16 protein-coding genes are annotated in these 16,770 nt (G+C 65.3%); 3 read left to right on the top strand and 13 right to left on the bottom strand.

The window, feature by feature from the left end:
- The 13 genes from LB554_RS21565 to LB554_RS21505 form a co-directional block, all read right to left on the bottom strand.
- Positions 1-954: branched-chain amino acid ABC transporter permease (locus LB554_RS21565; RefSeq protein ID WP_411962643.1), on the bottom strand; the 954-nt coding region annotated here is incomplete at its 3' end.
- Positions 955-976: 22 nt separating this feature from the next.
- The gene (locus tag LB554_RS21560; protein ID WP_140619728.1) at positions 977-1,864 is read right to left on the bottom strand and encodes a branched-chain amino acid ABC transporter permease; all 888 of its coding nucleotides are present in this window, start codon (positions 1,862-1,864) and stop codon (positions 977-979) included.
- Positions 1,865-1,871: 7 nt separating this feature from the next.
- Positions 1,872-2,582 (bottom strand): ABC transporter ATP-binding protein, encoded by a 711-nt coding sequence (locus LB554_RS21555; RefSeq protein ID WP_140660251.1) that lies wholly within the window; start codon positions 2,580-2,582, stop codon positions 1,872-1,874.
- The gene (locus LB554_RS21550; protein WP_224586879.1) at positions 2,575-3,369 is read right to left on the bottom strand and encodes an ABC transporter ATP-binding protein; all 795 of its coding nucleotides are present in this window, start codon (positions 3,367-3,369) and stop codon (positions 2,575-2,577) included. The genes LB554_RS21555 and LB554_RS21550 overlap by 8 nt, the downstream gene beginning before the upstream one ends.
- Positions 3,366-4,574, bottom strand: coding sequence for an ABC transporter substrate-binding protein (locus LB554_RS21545; protein WP_224586877.1), 1,209 nt, complete (start codon positions 4,572-4,574; stop codon positions 3,366-3,368). Before LB554_RS21545 ends, LB554_RS21550 begins: the two co-directional genes overlap by 4 nt.
- A gap of 195 nt (positions 4,575-4,769) precedes the next feature.
- On the bottom strand, positions 4,770-6,533 hold the full coding sequence (locus tag LB554_RS21540; RefSeq protein WP_140875959.1) for an ABC transporter ATP-binding protein: 1,764 nt from the start codon (positions 6,531-6,533) through the stop codon (positions 4,770-4,772).
- A gap of 208 nt (positions 6,534-6,741) precedes the next feature.
- Entirely contained in the window at positions 6,742-7,686 is a 945-nt protein-coding gene (locus tag LB554_RS21535; protein ID WP_224586875.1) for an acetamidase/formamidase family protein, read from the bottom strand.
- The gene (locus tag LB554_RS21530) at positions 7,676-9,319 is read right to left on the bottom strand and encodes an ABC transporter substrate-binding protein (protein ID WP_015314627.1); all 1,644 of its coding nucleotides are present in this window, start codon (positions 9,317-9,319) and stop codon (positions 7,676-7,678) included. Before LB554_RS21530 ends, LB554_RS21535 begins: the two co-directional genes overlap by 11 nt.
- A gap of 34 nt (positions 9,320-9,353) precedes the next feature.
- Positions 9,354-10,274, bottom strand: a complete 921-nt coding sequence (locus LB554_RS21525) for an ABC transporter permease (protein ID WP_140660257.1) — start codon at positions 10,272-10,274, stop codon at positions 9,354-9,356.
- Positions 10,271-11,176, bottom strand: coding sequence for an ABC transporter permease (locus LB554_RS21520; RefSeq protein WP_140619737.1), 906 nt, complete (start codon positions 11,174-11,176; stop codon positions 10,271-10,273). The genes LB554_RS21525 and LB554_RS21520 overlap by 4 nt, the downstream gene beginning before the upstream one ends.
- The gene (locus LB554_RS21515) at positions 11,154-11,801 is read right to left on the bottom strand and encodes an ANTAR domain-containing response regulator (RefSeq protein ID WP_224586873.1); all 648 of its coding nucleotides are present in this window, start codon (positions 11,799-11,801) and stop codon (positions 11,154-11,156) included. Before LB554_RS21515 ends, LB554_RS21520 begins: the two co-directional genes overlap by 23 nt.
- On the bottom strand, positions 11,798-12,892 hold the full coding sequence (locus tag LB554_RS21510) for a transporter substrate-binding protein (RefSeq protein WP_140660260.1): 1,095 nt from the start codon (positions 12,890-12,892) through the stop codon (positions 11,798-11,800). Before LB554_RS21510 ends, LB554_RS21515 begins: the two co-directional genes overlap by 4 nt.
- A 195-nt stretch (positions 12,893-13,087) precedes the next feature.
- Positions 13,088-13,570, bottom strand: coding sequence for a hypothetical protein (locus tag LB554_RS21505; RefSeq protein ID WP_224586871.1), 483 nt, complete (start codon positions 13,568-13,570; stop codon positions 13,088-13,090).
- Positions 13,571-14,033: 463 nt separating this feature from the next.
- Between LB554_RS21505 and LB554_RS21500 the strand changes: the two genes are divergently transcribed.
- The 3 genes from LB554_RS21500 (at position 14,034) to LB554_RS21490 (ending at position 16,690) form a co-directional block, all read left to right on the top strand.
- On the top strand, positions 14,034-14,888 hold the full coding sequence (locus LB554_RS21500; RefSeq protein WP_224586870.1) for a MetQ/NlpA family lipoprotein: 855 nt from the start codon (positions 14,034-14,036) through the stop codon (positions 14,886-14,888).
- Between the two features lie 82 nt (positions 14,889-14,970).
- A complete protein-coding gene (locus LB554_RS21495; RefSeq protein ID WP_224586869.1) occupies positions 14,971-16,053 on the top strand; it encodes a methionine ABC transporter ATP-binding protein in 1,083 nt (360 codons plus the stop codon).
- Positions 16,034-16,690 carry a methionine ABC transporter permease gene (locus tag LB554_RS21490; protein WP_224586858.1) on the top strand — a complete coding sequence of 219 codons (657 nt, stop codon included), beginning with the start codon at positions 16,034-16,036 and terminating at the stop codon, positions 16,688-16,690. The genes LB554_RS21495 and LB554_RS21490 overlap by 20 nt, the downstream gene beginning before the upstream one ends.
- Positions 16,691-16,770 lie beyond the last annotated feature (80 nt).

The following is a 16,770-nucleotide window of genomic DNA, read 5'->3' as shown; positions in this document are numbered from 1 at the left end:
CCCCAGCACCCGCGCATAAACCTCCCCGACGATCCCGCGCCGAAACACCAGCACGCAGACCATGAAGATCAGCCCGGTGGCGATGGTCACGGGGAAACCTGACGTGGCGAGCGTGTTTTCCAGGCCGACGACGAGGCTGGCGCCGATGATCGGGCCGACCATGGTGCCGATGCCGCCGAGCAGCGTCATCAGGATGACCTCGCCCGACATCTGCCAGGTGACGTCGGTGAGCGTGGCGAACTGGAAGACGATCGCCTTGAGCGAGCCGGCGAGCCCGGCCAGCGCCGCCGACATGACGAAGGCGGCGAGCTTGTAGCCGGCTACGGAATAGCCCAGCGAAATGGCGCGGTTCTCGTTTTCGCGGATCGAACGCAGGATCATGCCGAAGGGCGAATTGACGATGCGCCAGATGGCGAAGATGCCGAGAAGGACCACGACAAGCACGAAATAATAGATGTTCATCGGGGCGTTGAGGTCGAGGACACCGAACAGGACGCCGCGCGGCACGCCCTGGATGCCGTCCTCGCCTTGCGTGAACGGCGCCTGCACGCAGAAGAAGAAGAACATCTGCGACAGCGCCAGCGTGATCATGGCGAAATAGATGCCTTGCCGGCGAATGGCGAAGAAGCCCATGACGAGGCCGAGCAGGGCCGCACCCGCCATGCCGAGCAGGATGCCGGCTTCCGGCGGCCAGCCCCAGACCTTGACGGCGTGCGCGGTGAAATAGGCGGCGCCGCCGAAGAAGGTGGCGTGGCCGAAGGACAAGAGGCCGGTATAGCCGAGCAGGAGATTGAAGGCGCAGGCAAACAGCGCGAAGCACAGCATCTTCATCAGGAAGATCGGGTAGACGAAGAAGGGGGCCGCCAGCAGCGCCGCTATGCCGAGCCCGACCAGCACCCATTCGAGCCTTGGCGAGGGTTTGGCCGATGCCTCGCGCAGCGAAAGCCCGGCCATGTCGGATGTCTCTTCCGCCATCTCAGGCGTCCTTTCCGAACAGGCCGGCCGGCCGCACCAAAAGCACAATCGCCATGATGACGAAGACCACCAGGTTGGAGGCCTCGGGGTAAAAAACCTTGGTCAGGCCCTCGGCGAGGCCAAGCATGTAGCCGGTGACGATGGCGCCGAGGATCGAGCCCATGCCGCCGACCACGACGACGGCGAAGACGACGATGATGAGATCCGATCCCATCAGCGGGCTGACCTGGTAGATCGGCGCGGCCAGGATGCCGGCGAGCCCGGCAAGCGCCGAGCCGAGGCCGTAGGTGAGGGTCAAAAGCAACGGCACGTTGACGCCGAATGCCTGGACGAGGCGAGGATTCTCGGTCGCGGCGCGCAGATAGGAACCGAGCCTGGTCTTCTCGATCAGCGCCCAGGTGCCGAAGCAGACGATCAGCGAGGCGACCACGACCCAGCCGCGATAAATGGGCAGGAACATGAAGCCGAGATTGGTGCCGCCGGCCAGCAGCGGCGGCACGGCGTAGGGGTTTCCCGACACGCCATAGTAGTAGCGGAAGATGCCTTCGAGCACGAGCGCGAGGCCGAAAGTGAAGAGCAGGCCGTAGAGCGGATCGGTGTCGTAGAGCCGCGACAGCGCCAGGCGCTCGACCACGACGCCGAAGATGCCGACAATCAGCGGCGCCAGGACCAGCGCCGGCCAATAGCCGATGCCGAGATGGGTGAGCAGGAGATAGCCAATGAAGGCGCCCAGCATATACTGGGCGCCATGGGCGAAGTTGATGACGCGCAGCAGGCCGAAAATCACGGCCAGGCCAAGGCTCAGCATGGCGTAGAAGGAGCCGTTGATCAGCCCGACCAGCAATTGGCCGAGCAATGCCTGGACGGGGATGCCGAAGATCATCGTCATGGCGCCATCATACCCCCAGGATTTCGTGGAGCAGCGTCATGCGGTCCGCCAGTTCGCCGGTGGGAAACCCGGCCACGACCTTGCCGTGCTCCATCAGGTAGAAACGGTCGGCGACACGGCTGGCGAAGCGGAAATTCTGCTCGACCAGCAGGATGGTCATGCCGCGCTGCTTCAGCGTCGCCAGCAGCTCGCCGATGCGCTGGACGATGACAGGCGCGAGGCCCTCGGTCGGCTCGTCCAGGAGCAGCATCTTCACCCCGGTGCGCAGCATGCGCGCGATCGCCAGCATCTGCTGTTCGCCGCCCGACAGCCGCGTGCCGGGGCTGTTGCGCCGCTCCTTCAGATTGGGGAACAGATCGAAGATTTCCTCGACACTCATGCCGCCCGGGGCGACGACCGGCGGCAGCACCAGGTTCTCGTCGACGGTCAGCGTCGAGAAGATGCCGCGTTCCTCCGGCACGAAGCCGATGCCCTGGTGCGCGGTGCGGTGCAGCGGCAGCCGCATCAGGTCGGCGCCGTCGAAGACGACCTTGCCGGTGCGTCGGCGGATCAGGCCCATGATGGCGCGCAGCGTCGTCGTCTTGCCGACGCCGTTGCGGCCGAGCAATGTGACCGTCTCGCCGGCAAACACTTCGAGGTCGACGCCGTGCAGCGCATGGCCCTCGCCATACCAGGCATTGAGGCCGCGGACCGCGAGCAGGGGCGCAGCACTAGTCATCGGCGGTGCCCATATAGGCCACCTTGACGCGCTCGTCGCGGCTGACCGTGACGTAGTCGCCGGCCGCGAGCACCTCGCCGCGCTGCATCACCGTTATCCAGTCGCAGAGATCGGCCACCACGGTCAGATTGTGCTCGACCATCAGAACCGCGCGGTCGCCCGCCACCGAGCGGATGAGGGCGGAAACCGTGGCCACGTCCTCATGGCCCATGCCGGCCATCGGCTCGTCGAGCAGCAGCACTTTGGGATCCAGCGCCAGCGTCGTGGCGATCTCCAGCACGCGTTTCCTGCCATAGGAAAGATCGCCGGCCAGCCTGTTCGTGGCATCGTCGAGGCCGACGGACCGCAGCAGTTCCATGGCACGCGGCGTCAGCCGGTCGAGCGCCGCCAGCGAGCGCCAGAACTGGATGCCGAGCCCGGCCGGTCGCTGCAGCGCGACGCGCACATTGTCGAGCACGCTGAGATGCGGAAAGATCGCCGAGATCTGGAACGAGCGCACCAGCCCCATCCGCGCTACTTTGGCTGGCGAGGTGCGGGTGATGTCGTGGCCGAGCAGGTCGATCCTGCCGCTGGTCGGCGCCAGGAATTTGGTCAGCAGGTTGAAAACGGTCGTCTTGCCGGCGCCGTTGGGGCCGATCAGCGCATGGATGTTGCCATGGCGGACATCGAGATCGACATTCCTGACGGCGACGAAGCCGGCAAAGTCACGCCGCAGGCCGCGGGCGGAAAGCACCACCCGCGGCTCTTCCGCGTTCAGATCAGGCGGCACCGTGGCCGCGCCGGTCACTGGGCGGCCGTCGCGCAGCCGCTGTCCTTCTCGCTCAGGAACGCCTCCTTGCCGGGGATGGTGGCGAGGTATTTGTAATAGTCCCAATCCTTGCTGCTCTCGCTGGGCGCCTTGACCTGATAGAGATACATATCGTGGACCATGTTGCCATCGGCCTGGACCTTGCCGCCGGTGATGACGGCATCGTCCACCGGCAGCGCATGGAGTTGCTTGGCGACCGCTTCGGTCTCGTCGGTGCCGGCCTTGTCGATCGCCTTCAGATACTGCGTCACCGCCGAATAGGTCGCGGCCTGGATCATGTTCGGCATGCGGTTGGTACGCTTGAAGAAGCGCTGCCCGAATTCGCGGCTCTTGTCGTCGCGGTCCCAATAATAGCCCTCGGTCAGCACGACGCCCTGCGCCGCCTGCAGCCCGAGCCCATGCACCTCGGCCAGCGTGAACAGGAGCGCCGCCAGGCGCTGGCCGCCCTGCACGATGCCGAATTCGGCCGCCTGCTTGATGGAATTGGAGGTGTCGAGGCCGGCATTGGCCAGCCCGATGACCTTGGCGCCCGACGATTGCGCCTGCAGCAGGAAGGACGAATAGTCGGTCGCGCCGAGGGGATAACGCACCTCGCCCAGCACCTTGCCGCCATGGCTCTCGACGAACTTAGCGGTCTGCTCCTTCAGCGAATAGCCGAACGCGTAGTCGACGGTGACGAAGAACCAGCTGTCGCCGCCCTGCTGCACCAGCGAGCCGCCGGTGCCCACCGCCTGCGAGTGGGTGTCATAGGCCCAGTGGAAGCCATAGGGCGAGCACTGCTTGCCGGTGAGGTCGGTGGTCGCCGCACCGGTGACGATGTCGATCTTCTTCTTTTCCTTGGAAATCCCCTGCACGGCGAGCGCGACCGAAGAGGTCGTCAGCTCCATGATGGCATCGACCTGTTCGGTGTCATACCACTGGCGTGCGATGTTGGAGGCGATGTCGGGCTTGTTCTGGTGGTCGGCGCTGATGATCTCGACCGGCGCTCCCTGCACCTTTCCGCCGAAATCCTCGACCGCCATCTTGGCCGCCTCGACCGACCATTTGCCGCCGAAATCGGCATAGACGCCGGATTGGTCGTTGAGGATGCCGATCTTGACCTTGCCATCGGAAATCTCGGCGGCCGAGGCCGGGATAGTGGTGGCCGCGAGAAGCGCGGCGGAAACGACATGGCGTAGCTTCATGAGTTTACTTCCTCCCAGTGTGGATGAATCCGGCCGCCCCCTACGATCGTCATCCGCAAGCACTATGCAACATTAGGAAAATGAGGCGGAAGGGCAAGGGGCGGCCCCGGATTTCATGACGGCGAGACGGCCATGGCGTGTGATACGACTATGTGAAGTTCGACCTGCCGCGGACCGAGCTTGTTTGAGACGGCTTCAGCCCTCGGCGGCGACGAGATGGCCGTTGCCGACGTCGCTGAGCGCCAGTTTCAGCGGCGCCTCGCCGATGCGGCGGGTGGCGCTGGGGATTTCCTGGTCGAGGCGGGCGAAACGGCTTCGGCGACGCGCCGGATCCGGCACCGGCACGGCTTCGATCAGGCGCCTGGTGTAGGGATGGCGGGGGTTGGAAAAAACCTGGTCGCGTGTGCCCATCTCGACGATCTGGCCCAGATACATGACGGCGACACGGTCGGAGATATTCTCGACCACCGCCATGTCGTGCGAGATGAAGAGATAGGCGACGCCGAATTCGCGCTGCAATTCCTTCAGGAGGTCGAGCACGCGCGCCTGCACCGAGACGTCGAGCGCCGAGACGCTTTCGTCGGCGATGATCAGCTTTGGCCTCAGCGCCAGCGCACGCGCGATGCAGACCCGCTGGCGCTGGCCGCCGGAGAATTCGTGCGGATAGAGCTCCATCTGGTCCGACGACAGGCCGACGCGATCGAACAGCGCGGCGACGCGCTCGCGGCGCTCTTCCTTCGAGGCGATGCCGTGGATCAGCAGCGGCTCGGCGACGAGGTCGCCGACGCGCATGCGCGGGTCGAGCGAAGCGTAGGGGTCCTGGAAAATCATCTGCACGTCGCGGCGCACCGCCTTGCGCTCGTCGCGGCCGAGGCCGGACAAATTGCGACCGCCGACGACGATGTCGCCGCTATACGGCACCAGCCCGGCCAGCGCCTTGGCGGTGGTCGACTTGCCGCAGCCGGATTCGCCGACCAGCGCCAGCGTCTCGTTGGGCGCGATCGAAAAGCTGACGCCCTCGACGGCGTGAACGCGGCGGGTGACCCGGCCGAAGACGCCGCCGCGCAAGTCGAAGCGGACGTGGAGATCGGTGACCTCGGCGACCTTCGCCGGCGTTGCGGCTTCGGTTTCCCTAGATTTCTGACGGCCGGCGCCGCTGCCGATGCGCGGCACGGCGGCCAGCAGCTCGCGCGTGTATTCGGCTTGCGGGTGGGCGAAAATGTCCGACGTCTTGCCTTCTTCGACCATGCGTCCATGCCGCATGATGATGACGCGATCGGCCATTTCGGCGACAACGCCCATGTCGTGGGTGATCAGGATGACGCTGGTGCCGTGCTTCTGCTGCAGGTCGCGCAGCAGCTCCAGCACCTCGCCCTGCACGGTGACATCGAGCGCGGTGGTCGGCTCGTCGGCGATCAGCACGTCCGGTTCCAGCGCCAGCGCCATGGCGATCATCACCCGCTGGCGCATGCCGCCGGAGAGCTCGTGCGGAAATTGCCTTAGCCGGCTTTCGGCCTCCGAAATGCGCACCGCCTTCAACGCCTCGACGGCGCGCTGGCGGGCCTCGTCCCGCGACAGGCTGGTGTGCGCCTCGATGGATTCGGTGAGCTGGCGACCGATCGACAGCACCGGGTTGAGCGAGGTCATCGGCTCCTGGAAAATCATGGCGATGCGGTCGCCGCGGATATGGCGCATCCGGCGTTCGTCGAGGGCGGTCAGCTCGGTGGCGCCAAGGTGGATGGTGCCGGCGGAGATGCGCGCGGCGGGCTGCGGCAGAAGCTGCATGATGGCCAGCGCGGTCATCGATTTGCCGGAGCCGGATTCGCCGGCGATGCAGAGCGTCTCGCCACGCTTGAGCGTCAGGGACAGGTTGGAGACGACCTCGCGGGAGCCCTCCTCGCCGCGCACGGAGACGCAGAGGTTGGCGATGGTGAGGATGGTTTCGGGAGTTGAGGTCATTGGGGAGGCAGCCCGGAAAGGGATTTACTCCGGCACACCCCCCTCTGCCCTGCCGGGCATCTCCCCCGCAAGGGGGGAGATTGGCAGTTCCCACGCCCCGCCTCTCTTCCAACGGTGACGATTGGCGAAAGCCCAAGCGCGATCCGATCTCCCCCCTTGCGGGGGAGATGGCCGGCAGGCCAGAGGGGGGTGTCTAGACGCTGACCTGTCATTCAAACACGCAGCGCGGGAAGTAGAACGACACCACCCAGTTGGGCATGTCGACGATCTCGCTGATGCGGAGATCGCCGCAGACCGAGGCCAGCATGTAGGCTTCGACCGGGTCGATCTGGTAGCGGCCGGCGAGCAGGTCGACCATCTGCGCCACGGCCTCCTTCGCGCCCGCCATCAGGTCCGGCCCGATGCCGGTCGTCACCTCGTAGCCCTTGGCGTCGAGATGGCGTGTCACCGGACCCGGCGTGGTGAAGCGCGGCGTTTTCAGCCGCGCATCTTTCACCAGGTCGAGTTTCAGCACGACGTTCATCGGGCTTTCGATCGCCGTGCCGCAGACCTCGCCGTCGCCTTGCGCGGCATGCGTGTCGCCAACCGAGAACAGCGCGCCCGCCACCTCCACCGGCAGATAGAGCGTGGTGCCGGCGGCGAGATCGCGGATGTCGAGATTGCCGCCGACGCGGCGCGGCGGCACCACCGAGTGGTGGCCCATTTCGGCCGGCGCGTTGCCGATGGTGCCGGCGAATGGCTTTAGCGGCACGCGAGCGTTTTTGCCAAACAACGCCGGCTCCAGCGAGGCGGCATCGTATTTCCAGATGTTGAGCGCCGGCTCCTGGAAATCGTCGGCGAGCAGGCCGAAACCAGGAATGTTCGCCGTCCAGCCGAAGCCGGACGGTTTGAACACCTCGATCGTCACCTTCAGCGCGTCACCCGGCTCGGCGCCCTCGACGAAGATCGGCCCGGTGACCGGGTTGATCTGGCCAAAGTCGAGCTTGGCGATGTCGGCGACGGTGCTGCCGGGCTGCAACTGGCCGCCCGAGGAATCGAGGCACTGGAACTCGATGGTCGAGCCGGGCGCCACCCGCTCAGCCGGGACAAAGGAATTGTCCCAGCCGAAATGGTGATGGCGCCCGTGGATGGTGTAGTCGCAGTTATTGCACATCTTTTACGTACACATTGTCATAGTTGATCGGGATATGGACCGGGTCGACATAGAGGTTGTCGGCGCCGCCCATGCGGGCCGACTTCATGGTGAAGCGCTGTTCGTTGAAGACCGGCGCCCAGGGGGCGTCCTCCATCACCTTGTCGTAGATGGCGCTCCACATCTTGTCGCGCTCGGCGGCCTTGGCCGGGTCGACCACCGAATCGGCCTCGGCCGCCTTGGCGTCGAGATCCTTGTTGCAATACCACGACCAGTTCCAGCCGCCCGGTACCGCACCGGCGCAGCCGAGGATCGGGCCGTAGAAGTTGGACGGATCCGGGAAGTCGGCGATCCAGGCCATGCCGCCCGACCAGATCATCGGCGCGCCGGCCTTGTCGCCGCCGGCGGCGATGACGTTGGCCTGGGCCAGCGACTGGATGCTGGCCTTGATGCCGATCGCCGCCAGGTCCTGCTGGATCGCCTGGGCGATGCGCGGGTTGGGGTCGGTGTTCATGGCGAACAATTGCGTGTCGAAACCGTCGGGATGACCGGCCTCGGCCAGCAGCGCCTTGGCCTTGGCGACGTCATAGGGGTAGCCCTTGTACGCCTTGTCGTAGCCGGGCATCGACGGCGGCAGCGGCTGGTTGGCCGGCACGGCGCGGCCGTTGATGATCTGGATGATGCGCGCCTTGTTGAGCGCCATGTTGACGGCCTGTCGCACCTTCACATTGTCGAACGGCGCCATGGTTGTGTTCATGGTCACATAGCCGGTGTGCAGTTGGCCTCCTTCGACGACACGCGCCTTCTGCTCGGGATCGGCCATCACCTCCTGGAATTTGGCCGGCGGAATGCCGTCGCCAGGCACGTCGATCTCGCCCTTCTGCAGGCGCAGAAGCGCCACGATCGGCTCCTGGCCGATCTCGAAGGTGATCTTGTCGAGATGCGGCAGGCCCTTGTGCCAATAGTCCGCGTTGCGTTCGAAGACGATGCGCTGGCCAAGGGTCCATTCCGCGAGCTTGAAGGCGCCGGTCCCGACCGGATGCTTGCCGAAATCGGCACCGTATTTCTCGACCTCTTCCTTCGGCACGACATGGGAAAAGTTGATGGCCATGACATGCAGGAAGGTGGCGTCCGGGCGGGTCAGCTCGAACTTGACAGTGTAGGGGTCGACGACGGTGACGCCGGAAAGCGTCTCGGCCTTGCCGGCGGCGACATCGTCATAGCCCTTGATCGAGCCGAAGAAGCCGGCGCCGGGGCTCTGCGTCTTCGGATTGGTGACGCGGTCGAGCGAATATTTCACGTCTTCGGCGGTCATCTCGCGGCCATTGTGGAACTTCACGCCATGGCGCAGCTTGAAGGTGAAGGTCTTACCGTCGGGCGAAATCTCGTAGCTCTCGGCGAGGTCGGGCTTGAGGTTGGTGGTGCCGGGCTCGTAGTCCATCAAGCCGTCGAACAGGCTCTTGATCATCGACCAGTTCTGCCAGTCATAGCCGATGGCCGGGTCGAGGGTCGCGACGTCGTCCTTGTAGGTGATGGTGATGGCGCCGCCCTGTTTGGCGTTCGGGTCGACGGTGTCCTCGGCGCGGGCGCTTGTCATGCCGAGCATCAGCGCCAGCGCCGATGCCGCGACGGTCGATGCGAGAAATTTCTTCATTGTCCTGTTCCCTTTCTCTGTTTGTTTTCTGGTTTCATCTGAGCTTGATGCGGGGATCTATGAAGGGCGCGATGATGTCGGCCAGGAGATTGCCGAGCACGATGGCGAAGGCCGAGACCAGCGTGACGCCCATGATGATCGGGATGTCGACGCGCTGGATGGCTTGCCAGGCGAGCTGGCCGATGCCGGGCCAGCCAAACACGCTTTCGACCACGACGATGCCGCCCATGAAGATGCCGATGTCGATGCCGATCATGGCGACGACCGGCAGGATGGCGTTGGGCAGCGCATGGCGGAAGATGATGGCGCCCCGAGCCAGGCCCTTGGCACGCGCGGTGCGGACGTAATCCTGGCGCAGCACGTCGATCATCGACGAGCGCATCATGCGCGCATACCAGCCGGCGCCGAGGATGCCCATGGTGAGCGACGGCAGCACGAGATGGCGCCATGTGCCATAGCCGCCGATCGGGAACCAGCTCAATCTGACCGCGAAGACATAGAGCAGCAGCAGGCCGACGACGAATTGCGGCGCCGAGACGCCGATGAAGGAGGCGACCATCAGGGTCTGGTCGGTGGCGGTGCCGCGCTTGACGGCGGCGATCAGGCCCATCGAGAGGCCGATCAGCAGCTCGCACAGGATGGCGCCGACCATCAGCAGCAGGCTCGCCGGCAGCCGCGAGACGATGAGTTCGGTCACCTCCGAGCGCTGGATGTAGGAGCGGCCGAGATCGCCGCTGACGAGCCTCGTCAGATAATGCCAGTACTGGACGACGAAGGGCTGGTCGAGGCCGAGCTGCTGGCGGATGTTCTCGACCGTCTGCGGCGTGGCGCTGCGGCCGGCGATCTGGCGCACCGGGTCGGCGGGCAGGAGATAGAGCAGCGCGAAGGTGATCAGCGAGACGCCGAGCAGGATGAGCAGCGACTGGATCAGCCGGCGGCCGAGATAAGCGATCATGCCCGGCCCCTTTGCGTCGGATCGAGAATGTCGCGCAGCGCGTCGCCGATCAGGTTGAAGGCCAGCGCCAGGGCCAGGATCGCGGCGCCGGGGAAGAACACCAGCCAGGGTGCCGCCTGGAAATAGGTCTGGTTCTCGAAGATGATATTGCCCCATGACGCCGTCGGCGGCTGCACGCCGATGCCGAGGAAGGAGAGCGTGGCCTCGAGCAGCACCGTGGTCGAGATGCCGAGCGTGCCCCAGACGATGATGGTCGGCAGGAGATGCGGCAGGATGTGGCGAAACAGGATGCGCGGCGCGCCGGCCCCGATGGTGCGTTCGGCATCGATGAACTCGCGTTCGGCGAGTGACGAGGTCTCGGTGTAGACGACGCGGGCGGTCTGCACCCAGTTGACCAGCGCGATGACCATGGCGACGATCCACAGGCTCGGCTGGAACACCGCCGCCAGGCAGATGGCGAGCAGCAGCGCCGGAAACGCCATCATCAAATCGGTGAAGCGCATCAGCGCGCCGCCGATCCAGCCGCGGAAATAGCCGGCGGTGACGCCGACCAGCGTGCCGATCAAAAGCGCGACGCCGTTGGCGACGATGCCGATGATCAGCGAGGTGCGCGCGCCGTAGAGGATGCGGGTCAACAGGTCACGCCCGAGCAGGTCGGTGCCCAGCCAGAATTTCGCGCTCGGCGGCAGAGGCGAGCCCTCGATGGTGAGACCGTCGAACATCTGTTCGTTGGGATCGTAGCCGGTCAGCCATGGCGCCAGGATCGCACCGGCAACGACAATGGCGACGATAACCAGGCCGAGCAGCGCCAGGCGGCGCTTGACCAGCCGGCGCCAGACACCGGCGCGCGGTCTGGCCGGCATGCGCCCTGCCATGAGATCAGGCGCGATGGGGCTGGTCATCGCCGCTCTCATCTCCGATGTGGTCTTGCCCGGTCCTGGATTCCCCGGTCTTGGCTTCCTCCACCATCGCCACGATACGCCGCGCGGCGTCCTCGACGCTGATCTGCCAGCTCATCGCCAGCGAGCGCAGCTGCGCATACGCGCGGTCGTCGTCGCCGCCTTTCGACAAAGCCGAGACAGCCCGCACGATGGTCTGGCGTTCGGCGACCCGCTGGCGCAGCGCGGCAATTTCGCCGGCTAAATGTTTTCTCGCCTCAAAACTCTGACGCGCGATCAGCAGCGCGCTGTAGACACCGGCATTGCCGACCGGCTTCAGGAGCTGGGCGTCGGCCTTGTGCGACAGCGCCCATTCGATGCGGCCGGGCGCCTCGGAACCGATCAGCGCCACCAGCGGCATCGGCGCCTCGCCCGGCTTCCAGGGGAATTGCTCGTCGAAGCCGAGATCGGCGTCGAAGAAGACGAAGTCGGCGGCCAGCGCCTCCGGTGCCAGTTCCGGCCAGCAACCCACGGTGACAAGGCCGATGGCCGACAACTGCCTGGTGATCGCTTGCACCGTCGGATGCGGGCGATGCAGGACAAAGGCCCTGGCGCCGCCGAGATTGGGGATGCGCGGGGTTCTGGTCACGACACCACCCGCAAGCGCGGCCGGCCGAATGTCTTTGCGGGGTCGTAGCGCGACAGATACGGGTCCGGCGCGACCTCGTGCTGCCGGCTGACGACTTCGAAATAGCCGTCCGCGATCCGGCCGATGATGACAGGCAGCGTGGCGTGCTGGGAATGGGCGTCGATGGCGATCGGGCCGAGCCGCGTGGAGAAGCGCCGCTCGGCGAAGGCCTTGGAAAATTCCGCCGGGCCGGCGTCGGGATCGCGCGACAGCACGTCGGCCATTACCTGCACCGAGGCATAGGCGGAGGCTTCGAAGGACGACGCGAAGGCGGCCGGCCGCGGCGCGAAATACGGTCCGACCGACAGATGACCCTTGCCCGTTTCGCCGATCGCCGGCAGTTCGCCTTCGGTCAGGTTGCAGGAGATCACTGGGCAAGATTCAGGACTGAAAGCCGCATCCTCGCCCGCCAGATCGCGATAGGCCGCCAGGAAGGCATAGGACGAGGTGCCGATCAGGTTGTTGAGGATGAAGTTCGGTCGCGTCGCGCGTATCTCGGCGATCAGCCGCGACACGTCGGTCTCGCCGATGCGCAGATAGCGCTCGCCCAGCACCTTGCCGCCGGCGTCGGCGATGAGGTCGCGCGCAACGCGGTTCATCTCCCAGCCCCAGATGTAGTTCGACCCGAGCAGGAAACCGTTGGCGCCGAAGCGCGGCACGACATGGGCCATAAGCGGCACCAGATGCTGATTGGGACAAGCGTGCATGTAGACGACATGCTCGTTGGCCTCGAAGCCCTCATAGGGGCAGGCATACCAGAGCATGCCGCCCGCCTTCTCCAGCACAGGGATTGTCTCCTTGCGGCTCCAGGAGGTGACGCAGCCGACGACATGGCGTGCACCGCTGGTCCTGAAGATGTCTTCGCACAGCGTCGCGTAACGGTCGGCATTGCTTTGCGGGTCGCGCTCGACCGGCACCAGTTCGATGCCTGAGCTCCTGTCGGCGTTGATGTCGGCGATGGCGCGCATGGCGCCCATCCGGCACGCGTCGGAGACGAGCTGATAGCTTCCCGAGCGGGAATAGAGGATGCCGATCTCGATGCGCCGTTTCAAACCGATCCCCAAAATGACAATGCCCCGCAGCCAGCGCCGCAAGGGCGAGGCATACGAGGCATATTTGCCGCCCGGCGATCAGAGCCGGTATTTTGCCCTAGCGTATTCGGTCCGGCGGGTCAGTCAAGCCCTCAACGCCATCCGCGTCAAACACCGAGTGTCCGGCCATCGCCGGTCCCGCGAAATTCGCTGCCGCTATTTGGCCGCCGGCCTGTGTTGGCGGGCATAGGTCACGCAGGCATCCACGGTGCTGACACAAAGCGCGTCGCGCTTGTTCGGCAGGTTGTTGTCGCCGGCGTAGGCAACTTCGGCGACACGGCCGCCGACCATGCGAACCTGCGTGTCGCAGTAACCGCCGGGAGCGACATTGACGGAACCGCCGACCGTCGGGATCGCCCCCACGGCCAAGGCAGGAACGACGACGCTGAGATTGCCGCGCTGGACGACGCGCTTATAGGTCCAGATCTGCCCGGACTGGCCGACTTCCGCGGTGGCGGTCGGAAATCCCGCGCACATTCGGACGTCGGCTTCGCTGAGGCCGACCATCTCCTTGCGTGCCGCGGCCGCCGTTGGATCGACCTTGGCGATGCGCGACGTGTCGTCGGGAACGACGCAGGAGGACTGGATGACGACGAGGAGGCCAGAAAGGGCAAGCTTTCGAATGCAGGAAAATGTCATACCGATTATTGAGATCGCGTGGCGCCCGGCCGCCCTTTCTACCTAGGCAAGCCGACGGTCGGATCAACCCGCGCAGCTTCACGAAAAAGTGGCTGAGCAAGCCGCAAAGCTTTTTGACTTCGCCTGGATGAACCCGGCAGCCAACGAGGGCCGTCCATCATTTTCGGGCGACGTCCTCGAAGCTCAAATCGAACGCATGAGATATTGCGCAGCCGGCCGGCAGAGGCGGGCTCGTTGAAAACTTGACTGCCTTCCCGACATCTCCGGATGGCGGCGCGGCGCCGTCATGGTCGACCCGGCGGCGTCCTGTGCTCACATCCCTGAGTTTTTTGAGAGAATATTCCCGGCTTTGCCGAGAACGGCGAAACACGTTCTTTGATAAAATCAGTAGAATTTCTGACGATGTGAACAAGCCTCGGCAATCCGCCTTGCTGCCATGACTTCACAATCGCAGAGATCAATCATGTCCGATCCCAACAACACTTTGCCCTCTTCCCCACGGTCACCCCTCACCCGCCGCAGCGGCCTCGCTCTGCTGTTCGCGTCGGCCATCGCGATCGGCAGCCTGATGGCGCCGCATGCGTCCTTGGCCGAGGACAAGAAGGCGATCAAGGTCGGCATCATCAGCGGCGAGGACGAGGATGTTTGGCGTGTCGTCGTCGCGCAAGCAGCCGAAAAGGGCCTCAGCATCGAGACCGTGGTGTTCAACGACTACACCCAGCCCAACGAGGCGCTGGAGCGCGGCGAGATCGACGCCAACGCCTTTCAGCACCAGCCCTATCTCGACAACCAGATCAAGACGCAGGGCTACCACATCGTGCGTGTCGGCTATACCGGCGTGTGGCCGATCGGCCTCTACTCCAAGAAGTACACCAAGGTTGCCTATCTGCCGGAGGGCGCGGTGATCGGCGTGCCGAACGACCCGTCCAACGAAGGCCGGGCGCTGCGCGTGCTGCAGAATGAGGGCGTGATCAAGCTCAGGGATGGCACCGGCATTCTCGCCACCACCGCCGACATCGCCGAAAATGCGAAAAAGGTCGAGATCAAGGAGTTGGATGCCGGCATCGTCGGCCGCTCGGTCGAGGATCTCGACGCCGCCGTGGTCAACACCGACTGGGCGCTGAAGAGCGGCCTGACGCCGGAGAACCGCATCGCTCAGGAGCCGATCGCGGACAATCCGTACCGCAACTTCATCGCGGTCAAGGTCGGCAATGAAAACGAGGCCTGGGTGAAGACGCTGGTCGCGTCCTACCAGAACGAGGCTGTGAAGGCCGAGTTCGACAAGGTCTACAAGGGCACCGGCCTCAGTGCCTATTGAGTTATGCGGGCACTGACGTGCCTTTGACAGCTTAGGCGGCCCCCGCGATGCGCGGGCCGCGATCGCATTTCGGGACCTGCCCATGAACCAGCATTTTATCGCAACCACCGAGGCCGCGGATCAGGCCGCCACGCAGGACGTGGTGCGCCTTGTCGACCTGAAGCGCCGCTTCGGCCAGACGGCGGCGCTGGACGGCATTTCCTTGACGGTGCGCAAGGGCGAGGTTCTCGGCATCATCGGCCGCAGCGGTGCCGGCAAGTCCACCCTGATCCGCTGCCTGAACGGATTGGAGCGGCCTGACACCGGCGAGGTGTTCATCGAAGGTCGCGAGATCAGCCGACTTGGCGAGCGCGAGTTGCAGCCGCTGCGACGGCGCATCGGCATGATCTTCCAGCATTTCAACCTGCTGTCGGCCAAGACCGTCGAGGACAATGTGGCGTTGCCGCTCAAGATCGAGGGCCGGCCGAAGGCGGAGCGGCTGAAGCGGGCGGCGGAGCTGCTCGATCTCGTCGGCCTGTCGGAGAAGGCAAAAGCCTATCCGGCTTCGCTGTCCGGCGGCCAGAAACAGCGCGTCGGCATCGCCCGAGCGCTTGCCGCGCGGCCAGCGCTGCTTCTGTCGGACGAGGCGACCTCGGCACTCGACCCGGAGACGACGCGCTCCATTCTCGCCCTGCTGAAGGATATCAACCGCCAGCTTGGCCTGACCATCCTTTTGATCACCCACGAGATGGAGGTGATCCGCTCGATCGCCGACCGCGTGGCGGTGATCGACGCCGGGCGCATCGTCGAGGAAGGGCCGGTCTGGTCGGTGTTTGCCGATCCGCAATCGGACATCACAAGACGCCTGCTCGGGACCATCCGGCCGCAACTTCCGCCGGAGCTGGCGGCGCGGCTGCTGCCGGGAGCTGGCACCGAAACGGTCCTGCGCGTCGACGTGGCGGGCGAGGCGGCGCGCGAGCCGCTGCTGTCCGACCTTGCGGCCGCCGTGCCCGGTCCCTTCCGCCTCGTCCATGGTGGCATCGACCACATCCAGCGGCAGCCGGTCGGAACGCTGTTCCTTTCCGTCCCCGGCAGCGATGCGAGCCATCTCGCAGAAATCATCACATTCCTGAAATCCCGCCAAGCGCGGGTGGAGGTGCTTGGCCATGTCGCCGGTCCTGTTTGAGCTTCTGTTGCGATCGATCTGGGAGACGGTGCTGATGACGGCCGCCTCCGGCCTGATCTCGCTGGTGTTCGGCCTGCCGCTCGGGCTGGCCTTGATTGCCACCGAACGCGGCGGCATCGCCGAAAGCCCGTGGGTGAACCGCGTGCTCGGCGCCGTGATCAACGGCTTCCGCTCGGTGCCGTTCATCATCCTTCTGGTGGCGCTGATCCCCCTGACGCGGCTGATCGTCGGCACATCGATCGGCACATGGGCGGCCATCGTGCCGCTGTCGATCGCCGCCACGCCCTACTATGCGCGGATCGCCGAAGTGTCATTGCGCGAGGTCGACCACGGACTGATCGAGGCGGCGCGCGCCATGGGCGGCAATCGCTGGACGATCATCCGCGAAGTGCTGGTGCCCGAGGCGCTCCCCGGTATCGTTGCCGGCTTCACCGTGACACTGGTGACGCTGGTCGGCGCCTCGGCGATGGCAGGCGCCATCGGTGCCGGCGGCCTCGGCGACCTTGCCATCCGTTACGGCTACCAGCGCTTCGAGACGTCGGTGATGGTCGCCGTGGTGATCGTGCTGATCATCCTGGTCTGCGGCATCCAGTGGGTGGGTGACCGGCTGGTGGCGAGGCTGGATCGGCGGGGATAGTGAGCCGGCTGGTATTCAGGGCCGACCATGAGCTTCTCATGGAGCGTCGGCGATGGTCACCATAAGTAATTTGAGAACCA

This window comes from Mesorhizobium sp. CO1-1-11, assembly GCF_020164995.1.
GTDB lineage: Bacteria > Pseudomonadota > Alphaproteobacteria > Rhizobiales > Rhizobiaceae > Mesorhizobium > Mesorhizobium australicum.
The sequence above is the reverse complement of the archived record's forward strand: the minus strand, read 5'-3'. Positions and strand labels throughout refer to the sequence as shown.